The organism is Bradyrhizobium sp. F1.13.3, from assembly GCF_040548265.1.
Lineage (GTDB): Bacteria > Pseudomonadota > Alphaproteobacteria > Rhizobiales > Xanthobacteraceae > Bradyrhizobium.
The window spans coordinates 72,600-87,094 of sequence record NZ_JBEPRI010000004.1; the positions used below are offsets into that span (position 1 = coordinate 72,600).

General features: G+C 64.1%; 12 protein-coding genes. 8 read left to right on the plus strand and 4 right to left on the minus strand.

From position 1 onward, the window contains the following. The first annotated feature begins 66 nt into the window (after window positions 1–66). The 5 genes from ABIB66_RS12620 (at window position 67) to ABIB66_RS12640 (ending at window position 4,121) form a co-directional block, all read left to right on the plus strand. On the plus strand, window positions 67–1,290 hold the full coding sequence (locus ABIB66_RS12620) for a CaiB/BaiF CoA transferase family protein (RefSeq protein WP_354204153.1): 1,224 nt from the start codon (window positions 67–69) through the stop codon (window positions 1,288–1,290). Next, window positions 1,287–2,423, plus strand: a complete 1,137-nt coding sequence (locus ABIB66_RS12625) for a thiolase family protein (protein WP_354254908.1) — start codon at window positions 1,287–1,289, stop codon at window positions 2,421–2,423. Before ABIB66_RS12620 ends, ABIB66_RS12625 begins: the two co-directional genes overlap by 4 nt. After that, the gene (locus ABIB66_RS12630) at window positions 2,420–2,779 is read left to right on the plus strand and encodes a Zn-ribbon domain-containing OB-fold protein (protein WP_354204149.1); all 360 of its coding nucleotides are present in this window, start codon (window positions 2,420–2,422) and stop codon (window positions 2,777–2,779) included. Before ABIB66_RS12625 ends, ABIB66_RS12630 begins: the two co-directional genes overlap by 4 nt. A 485-nt stretch (window positions 2,780–3,264) precedes the next feature. Then, window positions 3,265–3,792, plus strand: a complete 528-nt coding sequence (locus ABIB66_RS12635) for a carboxymuconolactone decarboxylase family protein (protein WP_354204147.1) — start codon at window positions 3,265–3,267, stop codon at window positions 3,790–3,792. A gap of 26 nt (window positions 3,793–3,818) precedes the next feature. Beyond that, window positions 3,819–4,121 carry a nucleoside triphosphate pyrophosphohydrolase family protein gene (locus ABIB66_RS12640; RefSeq protein WP_007609049.1) on the plus strand — a complete coding sequence of 101 codons (303 nt, stop codon included), beginning with the start codon at window positions 3,819–3,821 and terminating at the stop codon, window positions 4,119–4,121. Between the two features lie 5 nt (window positions 4,122–4,126). Here the strand turns inward: ABIB66_RS12640 and glsA are convergent, their stop codons facing one another. The 4 genes from glsA to ABIB66_RS12660 form a co-directional block, all read right to left on the minus strand. Continuing rightward, complete coding sequence (glsA, locus tag ABIB66_RS12645) at window positions 4,127–5,974, minus strand: glutaminase A (RefSeq protein WP_354254909.1); 1,848 nt, start codon at window positions 5,972–5,974, stop codon at window positions 4,127–4,129. A 22-nt stretch (window positions 5,975–5,996) separates the two neighbouring features. Then, window positions 5,997–8,072, minus strand: coding sequence for a TRAP transporter permease (locus ABIB66_RS12650; protein WP_354055431.1), 2,076 nt, complete (start codon window positions 8,070–8,072; stop codon window positions 5,997–5,999). 35 nt (window positions 8,073–8,107) lie between these two features. Further along, entirely contained in the window at window positions 8,108–9,274 is a 1,167-nt protein-coding gene (locus ABIB66_RS12655; protein ID WP_354204143.1) for a TAXI family TRAP transporter solute-binding subunit, read from the minus strand. A gap of 167 nt (window positions 9,275–9,441) precedes the next feature. Further along, window positions 9,442–9,663, minus strand: coding sequence for an acyl-CoA carboxylase biotin carboxyl carrier protein subunit (locus tag ABIB66_RS12660; protein ID WP_063992790.1), 222 nt, complete (start codon window positions 9,661–9,663; stop codon window positions 9,442–9,444). Window positions 9,664–9,757: 94 nt separating this feature from the next. Here ABIB66_RS12660 and ABIB66_RS12665 point away from each other — a divergent pair, with 94 nt between their 5' ends. The 3 genes from ABIB66_RS12665 (at window position 9,758) to ABIB66_RS12675 (ending at window position 14,283) form a co-directional block, all read left to right on the plus strand. Continuing rightward, the gene (locus tag ABIB66_RS12665) at window positions 9,758–10,732 is read left to right on the plus strand and encodes an IclR family transcriptional regulator (protein ID WP_354204141.1); all 975 of its coding nucleotides are present in this window, start codon (window positions 9,758–9,760) and stop codon (window positions 10,730–10,732) included. Next, entirely contained in the window at window positions 10,662–12,221 is a 1,560-nt protein-coding gene (locus tag ABIB66_RS12670; RefSeq protein WP_354204139.1) for an acyl-CoA carboxylase subunit beta, read from the plus strand. Before ABIB66_RS12665 ends, ABIB66_RS12670 begins: the two co-directional genes overlap by 71 nt. Before the next feature lie 364 nt (window positions 12,222–12,585). Then, window positions 12,586–14,283 carry a GMC family oxidoreductase gene (locus tag ABIB66_RS12675; protein WP_354254910.1) on the plus strand — a complete coding sequence of 566 codons (1,698 nt, stop codon included), beginning with the start codon at window positions 12,586–12,588 and terminating at the stop codon, window positions 14,281–14,283. Window positions 14,284–14,495: the final 212 nt, after the last annotated feature.

Here is a 14,495-nt window from a genome sequence, read left to right on the forward strand (position 1 = left end):
CGCCGCTGCCGTTAGCTGGACCGAAATCGCAGGGCTCATCTGAGCCCGCGCAATCGGGAGCGAACGATGGGGCCGCTGAAGGGCATCAAGGTCGTCGACATGACCACCGTGCTGATGGGTCCCTATGCGACCCAGATGCTCGGCGACTACGGCGCAGACGTCATCAAGGTGGAGTCTCTGGACGGCGACGTCACCCGCCTGATCGGCCCGATGCGGCACGCCGGCATGGGCCCGGTGTTCCTCAACACCAACCGCAGCAAGCGCTCGATCTGCCTCGACCTGAAGAAGCCCGCCGGCCGCGAGGCCGTACTGCGCTTGCTGAAGGACGCCGACGTGCTCGTCTACAATGTCCGCCCGCAGGCGATGGCGCGGCTTCAACTGGACTATGACGTTGTTTGCAAGATCAATCCGCGGCTGGTCTATGCCGGCGTGTTCGGCTTCGGCCAGGACGGGCCGTATGCCGCAAAGCCCGCCTATGACGATCTGATTCAGGGCGCCACCGCGCTGCCGGCCTTGATGGCGCAGACCGGTGACGGCGTGCCGCGCTATGTGCCGAACGCGCTGGTCGATCGCATCGTCGGCCTGACCGCCGTCGGCGCGATCTGCGCCAGCCTCGTCCACCGCGACCGCACCGGGCAAGGCCAGCGCGTCGACATCCCGATGTTCGAGACCATGGCTGGTTTCGTCATGGGCGACCACATGGGCGGATTGACCTACGAGCCGCCGCTCGACAAGGGCGGCTATGCCCGCCACCTCTCACGCGACCGCAGGCCCTACAAGACCTCGGACGGCTATCTCAGCGTCATCGTCTACAACGACAAGCAGTGGGAGAATTTCTTCAAGGCGACGGGACGCGACGACCTGCGCGCCGACGCGATGTTCGCGACATTCGCCGGCCGCGCCGCCAATATCGACGTCGTCTATGCCGAGCTCGCGCGCATCTTCGAGACGCGTTCCACGGCGGAATGGATCGACCTGCTGACCAGGGCGGACGTGCCTGTGATGCCGATGCACGACCTCGCGTCGATGCTGCACGACGAGCATCTGGAGGCTACCAACTTTTTTCCGGTGGTGAACCATCCAACCGAAGGGCCGATCCGAAGTATGAGGGTGACGGCGACCTGGTCCGAGACCGAGGCCGAACCGGTGCGGCTTGCGCCGCAGCTCAACGAGCACGGCGCGGAAATCCTGCGTGAGATCGGCTATTCCGCCGACGAGATCGACGCCATGGTCCGCGATGGCATCACCCGCTCGCCGCCCCGGAATGACGATGCACAGGTGCGTCCGTGAGCTTCATCACCGGTGTCGGCCTCACGCCTTTCGGCAAGCACGAAGGTTCGTCCTCGCTCGACCTGATGAGCAGGGCCGCGCAAACCGCGCTCGACGATGCCGGGCTCAAGCGCGCCGACATCGACGGCATCCTCTGCGGCTACTCCACCGTGTCGCCGCACATCATGCTGGCGACCGTCTTTGCCGAGCATTTTGGCATCCGCCCCGCTTACGCCCATGCCGTCCAGGTCGGCGGCGCGACCGGGCTCGCGATGACCATGCTCGCCCATAATCTCGTCGAGGCGGGCGTCGCCCGCAATGTGCTCGTCGTCGCCGGCGAGAACCGCCTCACCGGGCAGAGCCGCGATGCCTCGATCCAGGCGTTGGCGCAGGTCGGCCATCCCGACTACGAGGTGCCGCTCGGCCCGACCATTCCCGCCTATTACGGCCTGGTCGCTAACAGATACATGCACGAATACGGCGTGACCGAAGAAGGCCTCGCCGAATTCGCGGTGCTGATGCGCACCCATGCCTGCACTCATCCCGGTGCGCAATTCCACGATCCCATCGAGGTCGCCGACGTCATGGCCTCGAAGCCGGTGGCGATGCCGCTGAAGCTGCTCGATTGCTGCCCGGTGTCCGACGGCGGCGCGGCTTTCGTGATCAGCCGCGAGCGGACGGGAGAGGCCGGCGTGCGCATTCGCGGCTGTGCCCAGGCCCACACCCATCAGCACGTCACGGCAGCGCCCGCCCTGAGCCAACTCGGCGCTGAGATCTCCGTCGCCCGCGCCAGGGAGGCCACCGGCCTCGCGATTTCCGACGTGCGCTACGCCGCGATCTACGACAGCTTTACGATCACGCTCGCGATGCTGCTGGAAGACCTCGGCCTTGCTGGCCGGGGCGAGGCAGCCGCGCGCGTGCGCGCCGGCCATTTCAGCCGTGACGGCGCGATGCCGCTGAACACCCATGGCGGCCTGCTCAGCTACGGTCATTGCGGCGTCGGTGGCGCCATGGCGCATCTTGTCGAAACGCATCTGCAGATGACGGGGCGGGCGGCGAATCGTCAGGTGCGCGACGCCTCGATCGCGCTGCTGCACGGCGACGGCGGCGTGCTGTCGTCTCACGTGACCATGTTCCTGGAGCGGGTGCGATGAGCGAGCGTCTGGGCGACTGGACCAATGGCGAACACGCCGTCACCTATCAGACCTGCAGCGCATGCGGCCATGTGCAGTATTTTCGACGCGCCTTCTGCATGGCCTGCGGCGCGTCCGATCCGCGCGAGCAACGCGCCAGCGGCAAAGGCAGGGTCTACGCGGCCTCGCTGGTCTGCCGCGCCGCGACGCCTGAGACGCGGTCCCACGTGCCCTACAACATCCTGCTGGTCGATTGCGTCGAGGGCTTTCGCATGATGGCGCATGGTGAGAATGACCTCGCCATCGGCGATGAGGTCCATGCGAGCTTCAAACCGTTCGCTGGGAAGATTGTGCCGTTTTTCACGAAGAGATCATAGTAGGATTCGTCATTCGGGGGCGGTCCTGAGAGACCGAGCCTGGAACGGGAATTCTGGGCCTGGCCTGTGCGAGGGCCACCCCGGAATGACGAAAGCTCTCACCCGACTCTTAACTAGCGCCCGTAGAACAAGATGCTTGCGATGACGAGCATCGCCATCACCGCCAGCATATGCGCGAACGCTTCCGAGGCCGCCCCCTTGGTGGCTTCCTTCATGCCATTTTCTCCCTAGACTTGGGCGTGACTCATCGATGCGCGGTTAGCGCCCGACGGCCAATTGTTTTTACTCGGAACACCCCTTGCGAGTATCCGCCGCGATCAAGTTCCCACGCGGCGAATATCGACTGTGCCAAGGTCGTTCAGCAATGCGGCGGCATTTTGACTCGATGTTGTTGCTCCTGCGGACGCGCAAGAATACAGTTTCGCGGAACTATCGCCGCTAACGACAAAAAACATCAAAGGCTTAGGGAAAACTTCAGGAAAATCATGGCCCGCATCAACTACAGCGACCCGTCCAAGGCATCCGACCGCACCCGCGAAATCCTCGACAAGAACCGTAATGCCAATATCTTCCGGATGATGTCGCATTCGCCGAGCTATTTCGAGCAGTATTGCCGGCTCGGCGGCGCCATCCGGCACAAGGGCGAGCTCGATCCGATCGTGCGCGAGCTCGCGATCACCCGCACCGGCATCCTGTGCGAGGCGCCGTATGAGATCGTCGCGCACAAGCGCATCGGCAAGAATGTTGGCGTCACCGACGAGCAGAACGAGGCGCTCGAGAACTGGCAGGCCGCGAGCTGTTTCGACGAGACGCAACGCGCCGCACTCGCCTTCACCGACGAGATCGTCAAGCTGAACAAGCCGGCCGATGCGACCTTCAAGGCGATCTCATCGAAACTGACGCCGGCCGCGCTCGTCGAGCTGCAGCTCTCTGTCGGCTTCTACATCATGACGTCGAAATTCCTGGAGACCTTTGAGATCGACCTTCAGCCGGTCACCGAAGTGGTAGGCTGATCGAGGCATTGCTGTGAGGGATGCTCATGACGATCGATGAATATGCCGCCTGGGCTGCAACGATTGCGAAAGTCGATGAGCGTCCGTCCAACGAACGGCTGGCCTATCTGGGCCTCGGACTCGCCGGGGAATCCGGCGAGGTGGCCGAGCACATCAAGAAGCTGCTCCGCGATGACTGGCTCGACCAGGCCGGCCTCGTCGATGAACTGGGCGATGTCATTTACTACTGGGCCTGCCTGTGCGTGGCTACCGGCCAGCAGCCATCCGAGCTGCTCAAGACCAGCGCCGCCAAGATCAAGCGGCGGATCAGCGAGGCGGCGAGCCGCTAGGCCGCTCAGGTCGAGGTCAAGATATCCACCCTGGCGTTGGCGACGATCAAGCGGTCGGCGAGAAGCTGCGCAAGATTGCGCATGATGCGTTCGCTGGCGTGCGGGTGCTGCTTGCGGAAGCGCTCGAACGCTTTCAGTGGCGCCTCGAACGCCGTCGCAGCCATATCCGCGAAGACGTCGGCGGAGCGAGTGGTCTCGATCAGGGCCATTTCGCCGAAGGCCATGCCGGCTGTGAGTGTTGCGAGCCGCACTCCGTCGGGCAGGGTGACATGCACCGCGCCGCTGCGCAGGAAGAACAGGGCATCGGCGGGACCGCCGGTGGTGAGGATCTTTGTCCCGGCTTGATAGGTCCGGATCGTGCAGATCGAGGCGAGGTCGGTCAGCTCTTCCTCGCGCATACCGGCCAGCAGCGGCTGTTCGGCGAGCTCGGTGGTCTCATGGAAGTCGATCGAGCCGCCGTAGCGGTAGACGATCTGGTCTTCGGCCCATTCGATTGCGGTGTCGAGCAGGTAGAAATCGCGGACGTTCTTGAGCTCCGCGGTCCATTCCCGCAGGCTGTCCCATTCCTTGGAGGCGCGCCTGACGCCTGACAGGACGACGGTCACATTCAGCGCCGCCAGCTCCTCGAATGCTTCGGCCACCAGTCGCGCCCCGGCGCGCGTGGTGGAGGTGACGCGGTGGAGATCGAAGATCACGAATTGCGGTCGCGGCCGGCCCGCAAGCCGGCGCGAGACATAGTCGACCGCCGACAGCGACAGCGTGCCGACCAGCTCGATGATCCGTACGTCCTGCTCGTGGGCTGCGAGAATATCGCGCTCCTGCGGGCGGCGCACGCGCCGCGACGGGCTCTTGCCGATGTCATAATCGGCGATGACGGCGTTGCGCGCATCGTCGCTGCGGTTGAGCATATGCAAATCGTAATGCGAGGACAGCGCCTCGCACACCTTGATGCCGCGTACGCTGTTGCCGTGCTTGTCGAGCCGTGGCGAGTAGCTGCCGAGTCCGAGGCGGGCAGGGAGGGCGGCGAGAATTCCGCCGCCGACGCCGCTCTTGGCGGGGATGCCGATTCGGTAGATCCATTCGCCGGCATAGTCGTACATGCCCGACGACGTCATCACCGACAGCGTGCGCGAGATCGCGTAAGCGCTCAGCACCTGCTCGCCCGTGACCGGGTTGAGGCCGCGGTTGGCGAGCGTTGCTGCCATTACCGCGATGTCGCGCGCGGTGACCAGCACCGCGCATTGCCGGAAATAGACGTCGAGCACGGCAGCGACATTGTCCGAGATCACCGCATTGGTCTTGAGGAGATAGCCGATGGCACGGTTGCGGTCGCCGGTCTGGCTTTCGGAAGCGTAGACGGCCTCGTCGACGGCGAGATCGCGGCCGGCAAAACGACTGAGCGCGAGGCGAATTTGCTCGAAGGCATCCGGAACCTTGCTGTCGTGGATCAGCCCGGTGCAGGCGATCGCGCCGGCATTGACCATCGGGTTGAATGGATGGTTCTCCGAATTGAGCCGGATCGAGTTGAAGGGATCGCCTGAAGGTTCGACGCCGATCGCGCTCTCGACCCTGCTTGCGCCGAGCAGGTCCAGAGCGAGTGCGAACACGAACGGCTTTGACATCGACTGGATGGTGAAGAGCACCCTGGAGTCGCCGACCTCGTAGACATGACCGTCCAGGGTCGCGAGGCTGATGCCGAAACAGGCAGGATCGGCCTTGCCGAGTTCGGGAATGTAGTCGGCGACCGCGCCCGAGCTCTCCGCCGAGAATTCGTTGAGGCAATTGTCCAGAAACCGCAGCAAAGGCGGCTTCGAACGGGTCCAGGCGGTGGCGAGAGGCGAAAGCGGTTTCATCGCCTCTCTTTGTGCAACGCAATCAGGGCACGCGCAACCCGTCCGGCACCATGGTCTGCCGCCGGACCAGCAGCAGGGCAAGCAAAACCGTGGGGACGAGGATGGCGAGGCCGAGCAGCGTCACCTGCATCTGCGAGAGCGGCATGATGCCGCCGCCGGGGGTGGCCACCACGAACCCGCCGATCACCAGCAGCACGCGGATCGGCCATTCCAGCGCGCCGGCGCCGCGGAGATCGCCGACGAAGGGCTGGTAGCCCTGGATGCCGCCGCAGATGAACAGCGTGCCGAACGCCGCAAGCGCCATCAGCCCGAGACCGGCGAGATAGGGGCTCGGTCCCTGCAGCACCAGCGCCGGATTGAGCACGAAGAAGAACGGGATGAAATAGATGATGCTGCCAACCCACATCGATTCCCAGCCCGTCTTCATCGCCGGCGAGCCGGCAATGCCTGCGGCCGCGAACGAGGCGATCGCGACCGGCGGGGTGATCGATGACAGCATGCCCCAGTAGAAGATGAACATGTGCACGGCCATCCTGTTCAGCCCGAGTTTCTCCAGCGCCGGCGCGACCAGGATGGCGAGGAAGATGTAGCAGGCCGTCGTGGTCAGCCCGAGCCCAAGGATCAGGCTGGTGAGGGCGCACATGCCGAGCAGCAGGAACGGATTGTCGCCGGCGATGCGCAGCAGGTCGTTGGCGAGGCTCGACACCACGCCGGTCATCGAGAAGGCGCCGATCAGCAGGCCGCAGCCGGCGAGGATGCCGACGAGCTCGACGAAGGTGCGCCCGTTGACCTCGAGGAATTTGCCGATGGTCGCGACAGTCCAGCGCGTGTCCTTCGAGAACAGCTGGTTGAGGACCAGAAGCAGGGCGGTGGCGTAGAATGGCGCATGGCTCTCGCGCTTGAAGTAGAGCAGCATCACGATCAGCAGCGCGATCACGAAGACGTAGTACCAGCCGTCCTTGATTGTATCCATGACCCGCGGCAGCTCCGCGCGCGGAATGCCCTTCAGCCCGTGTCGCGCGGCGTAGGAATCGACCTGCATGAACAGGCCGATGTAATAGAGCACCGCCGGAATGATCGCCGCGATCGCGACATCGGCGTAGCTGACATTGAGGAATTGCGCGATCACGAAGGCGGTCGCGCCCATCACCGGCGGCGCCAGCACCGCGCCGGTCGAGGCACAGGCCTCGATCGCGCCGGCATAGGACGCGCGAAAGCCGCTCTTCTTCATCACCGGAATGGTCATGGTGCCGGCGGTGAGCACGTTGGAGATGATCGAGCCCGACATCATGCCGAGCAGCCCGCTGGCGAAGATGCAGACCTTCGCCGCGCCGCCGCGGAAGGTGCCGCACAGTGCGAAGGCGAGATTGATGAAGAACTTTCCGGCACCGGTCATCATCAACGCGGTGCCGAATACCAGGAAGCCGATTACGGTGTCGGCAAACGCCTGGATGGGAATGCCGAGCAGGCTCTCGCCCGACAGCACGTGATAGGCGGTCGCCTGCTCCAGAGTCGATTGCGTGCCGCGGAACGGACCTAACCAGCTGGATTCTGCGAACAGGGGATAAACGGTGAAGGGAAGCACGCTCAGAAGCAGGCTCCAGCCGCCGGTCCGGCGCAGCGCCTCCATCAGCATCACCCACATCACGAGACCCGCGGCGGTCACGCTGTTCGGCGCGCCGCCGAATTCCCAGCCGGCCTCCGCGGCCTTGCGGACGTTCGACATCAACACGAGCGCCGCGGCAAAAGTCACGACAAAGCAGAGGAGGTCATACCAGGGAATGCGATCAAGCGGCGCGCGCGGGGTCCCCGGGAAGATCAGGAACGTGAACGGCAGCATCAGGGCGATCAGGAGATAAAAGTACTCCGTGTTGAGCTGGGTGTAGCCGACGAAGAAGCGCAGCGAGAATTGCTGGTTGATGCAGAGCAGGATGGTCGCTGCGGTCGCGACGACGAGCGTCCAGCGCCAGGCCCCGCGCAAGCTTCGCACGCGCGTGACCTCCGCCTCCTGCATGTTGCCGGCCGCGCCATGCGGATCGTCGAACACGATCCGCTTGGCCTCGTCCTGCGGGGCGGTGGAGACTGAAGCAGACGACATGATCGACCCCGCGCGTGGGCAATTAACGCTGAGAACTAATCCTCGAACCCGTTCGGCATGTCGGCCTTCGCAAGCGCCGCGGCACGCGCCTTCATCCAGCCGTCGAGGAACGCCTTGTCATCCGCGGGCGGATTGGATTTTCCGTAATCGGTCCACGCGGCGCCAAGCACCTCTTGCCGCTTGATCAGCTTGTTGTTGTGCGCCTCCTGCGCGTCGCTCCATTGCCCGGCTTCCTTCAGCGCCTTCACCGCGCCGGGGTGCACCGGTACCACCCAGTTTTTGGTCTGGCGATCGGCCGCAAGCCCGCCCGCGCCGGGCGCGGAATCCTTGTAGGAATCGTAGTTCACGATCATCGCCTTGGTGATCGCATAGACCTGGTCGAGGGCTTGCGAGGCGTAGGCGACGAAGATCGGATAGGGATAGTTGCCGAGCTCGATCGGCTTGTCCGGCGAGATGCCGGCGCCGCAGGTCGCGGTCTGCGGGAAAAAGAACGAGCCGACCTTCTGCATCCGCGCCCAGCCTTCCTTGTCCTTGGCGGGCAGCGGCGGCCAAATCAGGCCGCGCGGCGAGGTCTCGGCTTCCTTGGCGGGGCCGGTGATGGTGGTCCCGAACGCGGCGTCGGTGTCGTTGTTGATCAGGCCCTTCCACATCGCGCCGTAGCTTGCGAACTCGACGACCTTGACGTCCTTCTGCGTCAGGCCGGCGAAGGCGAGCACCGCGAGCGAGTTCTGGTTCAGTGCTGGCGAGCCGACGACGAATCCGACACGCTTTCCCTTGAGGTCCTTGAGCTCCTTCACGCCTGTATCCGCAGCCACGCCGAGCGTGCCGCAATTGCAGTCGACGGATGAGAGCAGGATCTGGAGCGGTTGCGGGCCCCATTCCCTGGAGCCGAATTCGAACACGCCTTCCTGTGCGAAATAGGTGCCCGATCCCATCGCCGCGGAGACCGCACGCTTGGCGCGCAGCGGCGCGAGACGCGCGACGTCGTTGCCCGCGGGGAGCACGCGCACGTCGCTCGAGTATTTGTCCTTCATCATCTTGCCGACGCCGACCGCGATGTTGAAGCCGGCGGTGCCGGTGTCATAGGCGGTGAACGTCAATGTCGCCGGCAGCTTGATGTCTTCGGCGGACGCATAGCGTGTAGACGCAAAAGAAATGCCCGCCACCAAGGCAGGCGCGAGCATGATCAGCCCACGAAGCATGTTTCCCTCCAATGATCCTCGCGTTTGCCGCGACGATTTTCTTTCTTTGTTTGAAACAGGTTTTGTTTGAAACGGATCATGTCATCGCCATCAAGCGATGGCAACGCCGTACCGCGAACCCAGCAATGAGGCTGACAGATTGTCGCGGAAACGACGGGATAATGCAGTCAGTTCGCGACGATCGCGATCGCCTGTCCTTCGGCAACGACGTCGTCGAGCTTCACAAGAAGCGATGTGATCTCGCCGCTCACAGGAGAAAGCACAGGGATCTCCATCTTCATCGCTTCGACCACCACAATCTCATCGCCATCCGCAACGGTTCCTCCAACTTGCACGGGAGTTGCGCAGACGCGTCCGGCGATCTCGGTGACGATCTTAATTTCTGGCATGCCATCGCCTTTTTGTTGTGGTCGCAAAATGCCTGAGGTAGTTTCTTCTGCAAGCGGAATTTAATTCCGCACAGCGGAACAAGCGGTAGGGATCATGGGACGACGTTCGGAGCGGTTGAGTAGGCAAGGTGCGCTCGCTGGCGAAGCCGGTGAGGGTGATGTCATCCAGGTGGTGTCGCGCGCGTTCGACGTGTTGCGATGCTTCGAGGGCCACGATAGCAGGCTCGGCAATCTCGAGATTTCAAATCGCTGCGGCCTGCCGCGCTCGACGGTATCGCGGCTCACGCACACGCTGACCCGAATGGGGCAGCTGGTCTATCTGCCGCGCGATCAGAAATATCGCATCGGGCCGAGCGCGGTGGCGATGAGCGCCTCGATGATGAAGGGCGCGCAGCTGCGCAGCATGATCCGCCAGCGGCTCCAGGAAGTCGCCGAGCAACTGCCGGGCACCGTCGGCTTCGTGGTCCCGGATCGTTTCCATCTGGTCTATCTCCAGTTCGCGCGCTCGGCCTCGGCGCTCGGCTTGCACGAGGGCACCGGCAGCCGCATCTCGATGGCCTCGACCGCTGCGGGCGCAGCCTACACCGCGGCATTGGCGCCCGAGGTCGGCGATGCCTTCATCGCGGACATGGAGCGGGAAGCTCCCGAGGCTGCAAAGATCCTGCGGCCCCGCATCGAGGCCAACCGGCAGTCGCTGCATGAGCGCGGCTATGTCGTGGCCTGCGGCCTGTGGAGCCCGCATATCAACGGGCTAGCGGTGCCGATCTGGTCGCCGCAATACCAGACCTTCGTCGTCATCACGATCGGTCTTCTGTCGTCGATGTATGACGAGCAGCGTCTGCATACCGAAGTCGCCCCGTTGATGGTCGCGCTCGGCCGCTCGCTCGGCAGCCTGATGGACGGCGCGGAAGGCGACGTCTTCAACAATCGCATCTCGCGCAAACCGGTCGCCATGGCCGTGCACAACAATAACAAGCCGATCAATTCGGAGGGAGTGAATGAACTGGAAGCCGGAACTCGACGAGCTCGTCCGGCGCGAAGCCTTCGCGCGGGAGATGGGCGGCGTTGACAAGGTCAAGCGTCAGCATGACCAGGGCCGACTGACTGTTCGGGAACGTATCGACAGACTGACCGACAAGGGCAGCTTTCACGAAATCGGCGCCGTCTCCGGCGTCGGCGAATACGATTCCAGCGGCGAGTTGCAGAAATTGACGCCGGCGAACTGCGTGTTCGGCCGCGCGCGCGTCGAGGGCCGCACCGTCGTCGTGGTCGGCGACGATTTCACCGTGCGCGGCGGCTCGGCGGACGCGTCCATCTCCGCAAAACCGCTGATGGCGGAGGAGATGGCGCATGATCTCCGCCTGCCCATCGTCCGCATCATCGAAGGCTCCGGCGGCGGCGGCTCGGTCAAGACCATCGAGACCAAGGGCGCGGCGAACCTTCCGGGCGGCATCGGCGGCACACGCTGGTATCGCTTCACCACGGAGAATTTGTCGCGCGTACCCGTGGTCGCGCTCGGCCTCGGCTCGGTCGCAGGGCTCGGTGCCGCGCGTCTTGCCGCGAGCCACTATTCCATCATGACCCGGAAATCCGCGATGTTCGTCGCAGGCCCGCCGGTGGTGAAGGCGCTGGGGCAGGACCTCTCGAAGGAAGAGCTCGGAGGCGCCGATATCCAGACCCGCGCCGGCGCGGTCGATCATGCCGTCGAAACCGAGGAGGAGGCCTTTGCCTGCGCGCGGCGATTCCTGTCCTATCTGCCGTCGTCGGTTGACGGGCTGCCGCCGACCTTGCCGTGCACCGACAATCCGGAGCGCACCGAAGAGGCGCTGATGAGCGCGGTGCCACGCAACCGCAAGCAGGTCTACAAGATACGGCCGATCGTCGAACAGGTCGTGGACAAGGGTTCGTTCTTCGAGGTCGCCAAGAATTTCGGCAAGCCGATCATTGTCGGCCTCGCGCGGCTCGAGGGCAGGGCGGTGATGGTGCTTGCCAGCGACAGCTTTCACTATGGCGGCTCCTGGACCGCGGATGCCTGCCAGAAGGTGGTGCGCTGGGTCGACTTCGCTGAGACCTTCCATTTGCCGATCGTCTATCTGATGGACTGCCCCGGCTTCATGATCGGCCTTGATGCGGAGAAGGCGGGTACCATCCGCCAGGGCGTTCGCGCCATGGCCGCCGTCAACCAGACCACGGTGCCCTGGTGCACGGTGATTCTGCGCAATGCCTTCGGCGTCGCCGGCGTGGTGCATCAGCCGGCCGACCGCTTCTCGATCCGCTACGCCTGGCCGTCGGCCTATTGGGGCTCGCTCCCGCTCGAAGGCGGCATCGAAGCCGCCTATCGCGCGGACATCGACGCGGCCGAGGACAAGGCGGAGAAACTGAAAGAGATCGAGGACCGCCTCAACAAGCTGCGCTCGCCGTTCCGCTCCGCTGAAAAGTTCTGGGTGGAGGAGATCATCGATCCCCGGAAGACGCGGTCGCTGCTGTGCGAGTTCGCGCGGCTGGCGGAGCCGCTGCGAAAGTCAGGGCCGCCCGGGAATTTCTCGATTAGGCCCTAGGGTCAGCCTGCCCTCAGCCCGATACAATCGGGCAAAATTTGATCTAGCGCAAAGCCTCGCGCCCCATTGTCTGCAAGCCTCTCGCCGATAACAAGGGGAGGAACGCCATGACAAACGCGGGAAACGCGCTGCTTTGGACAGCCATCTATTTCGGTCTGTCGTTCGCTGCGATTTTTGCCGTTTGGTTCGCCGAGCGATTGCGGGCGAGTTTAACGAGCAAGCGGTAAAGCCCGCGAGCATCGCGACCAGGCCATAGGCAAAGCAATCGAGGGCTGTGCTCGCGCTTTGTCGCGGCAGCGATGACGTGACCTCAAAACAATAACGCGCTACGCTTCCCGGGCAAGAACAAGAGGAAGCGCTAATCGTGTATGACTTCATTATCGTGGGCGGCGGCTCGGCGGGGTCCGTGCTGGCCCACCGGCTCTCCGCCAGGAGCGCCAACAAGGTCCTGCTCTGCGAGGCCGGACAGGACACACCACCCGGAGACGAGCCGGCCGAGATCAGGGACAGCTATCCGGGGACGGCCTATTTCGATCCGCGCTTCCACTGGACCGAGCTCAAGGTCACGACCCAGATCGTCAGCCACAACAATCCGAACGAAGGACGTCCGCCGTTACGCAAATACGAGCAGGCACGCGTGCTTGGCGGCGGCTCCTCGATCAATGGCCAGATGGCCAACCGCGGCGCGCCGACCGACTACGACGAATGGGACGCACGCGGCGCTGCGGGGTGGAGCTGGAACGATGTGCTGCCCTTCTTCAGGAAGGTCGAGCGCGACCTCGATTTCGACGGGCCCTACCACGGCAAAGACGGCCGCATCCCGGTCCGCCGAATCCCCAGGGAGCACTGGACCCGGCATTCGCAGGCGTTCGCGCAAGCCTTCCAGCAGGCCGGACATCAGTTCGTAGCCGACCAGAATGGCGAGTTCGTCGACGGGTTCTTTCCGGTGACCCACTCGAACCAGGCCGAGCAACGCGTCTCGGCTGCCATGGGCTATCTTGATCGCGACACGCGCAAGCGCGCCAACCTGACGATCTCCACCAACACGCAAGTCAGGGAATTGCTGTTCGAAGGCACCCGGTGCGTCGGCGTGAAGGCTGTGGTCGAGGGGCGGGAGCAGGAATTCCGCGCCCGCGAGATCATCCTCTCCAGCGGCGCGATCCATTCGCCGGCGCATCTGTTGCGCGCCGGCATCGGGCCGGTCGGTCACCTCAAGGATATGGGCATTCCCGTGCTGATGGGACTGCAGGGCGTCGGCCAGCGCCTGATGGATCATCCCTCGATCTCGCTGTCGTCCTTTGTCCGCCGCGGCGCGCGGATGAACGAGCACACCAGGCGCCACATGCAGCTTGGCCTGCGTTACTCGTCCGGGCTCGAGGGCGTACCGAAAGGCGATATGTTCGTCGTCCTGCTCAGCAAATCGGCCTGGCACGCCGTCGGCGAGCAGATCGGATCGCTGCTGACATTCGTCAACAAGACCTATTCCGAGACCGGACAGGTCAAGCTTGCCTCGCGTGATCCGGCAGCCGAGCCGATCGTCGAGTTCAACCTGTTGTCCGACCGGCGCGACCTCGATCGCCTGATGAGCGGTTTCCGCAAGATGGCGGCCGTGCAGATGAGTGACGTCGTCAGGGCCGTGACGGACAAGCCGTTCCCGGCCTCCTATACCGACCGCGTGCGCAAGATCGGCGTGGTCAACACCAAGAATCGGATTCTGACCAGGATCGCCGCGGCCCTGATGGACGGGCCGGCAGTGCTGCGCCACTACATGATCGACAATTTCGTGGTCGAGGGCTTCACCTTCGACGACGTCATCAACGATGACGAGGCGCTGGAAGCCTTCGTGCGCAAGGCCACCATCGGCGTGTGGCACGCCTCGTGCTCGTGCCGCATGGGCCGGGCCGACGATCCGATGGCGGTGGTCGATCCAGAGGGGCGCGTCAAGGGCGTGCAGGGCCTGCGCGTCGTCGATGCCTCGATCTTCCCGGTGGTGCCCTGCGCCAACACCAATTTTCCGGTCCTGATGTCGGCGGAGAAGATCGCGGCCGCGATGATGCAGTGAGCCCGTGCGGCTTTTGGGCTGGCGAACTGCCTTGTCGATGACCGTCTAGGACCGCCAGTCAGACCGCAAAAGCTAAAGCGGGCGCCCGGAACGGTTCCGCGGCAGGCGGTCTGGCGGACATGCGTCCGGGGGCGGAACTTGGAACCCGGCTTAGGCGTTCTTTGCCAGATTTCGCCTTACGGCTGGGACCGGGCCGCTGACCGCGCGTCCCA

Excerpts from the sequence above, each read along its gene's own strand:
- ABIB66_RS12650 (WP_354055431.1), bottom strand. The coding sequence starts at position 8,072 with ATGTCGTCTGCTTCAGTCTCCACCGCCCCGCAGGACGAGGCCAAGCGG.
- ABIB66_RS12620 (WP_354204153.1), top strand. The coding sequence starts at position 67 with ATGGGGCCGCTGAAGGGCATCAAGGTCGTCGACATGACCACCGTGCTG.
- ABIB66_RS12665 (WP_354204141.1), top strand. The coding sequence starts at position 9,758 with ATGGGACGACGTTCGGAGCGGTTGAGTAGGCAAGGTGCGCTCGCTGGC.
- ABIB66_RS12655 (WP_354204143.1), bottom strand. The coding sequence starts at position 9,274 with ATGCTTCGTGGGCTGATCATGCTCGCGCCTGCCTTGGTGGCGGGCATT.
- ABIB66_RS12630 (WP_354204149.1), top strand. The coding sequence starts at position 2,420 with ATGAGCGAGCGTCTGGGCGACTGGACCAATGGCGAACACGCCGTCACC.
- ABIB66_RS12635 (WP_354204147.1), top strand. The coding sequence starts at position 3,265 with ATGGCCCGCATCAACTACAGCGACCCGTCCAAGGCATCCGACCGCACC.
- glsA (WP_354254909.1), bottom strand. The coding sequence starts at position 5,974 with ATGAAACCGCTTTCGCCTCTCGCCACCGCCTGGACCCGTTCGAAGCCG.
- ABIB66_RS12640 (WP_007609049.1), top strand. The coding sequence starts at position 3,819 with ATGACGATCGATGAATATGCCGCCTGGGCTGCAACGATTGCGAAAGTC.
- ABIB66_RS12660 (WP_063992790.1), bottom strand. The coding sequence starts at position 9,663 with ATGCCAGAAATTAAGATCGTCACCGAGATCGCCGGACGCGTCTGCGCA.
- ABIB66_RS12670 (WP_354204139.1), top strand. The coding sequence starts at position 10,662 with ATGAACTGGAAGCCGGAACTCGACGAGCTCGTCCGGCGCGAAGCCTTC.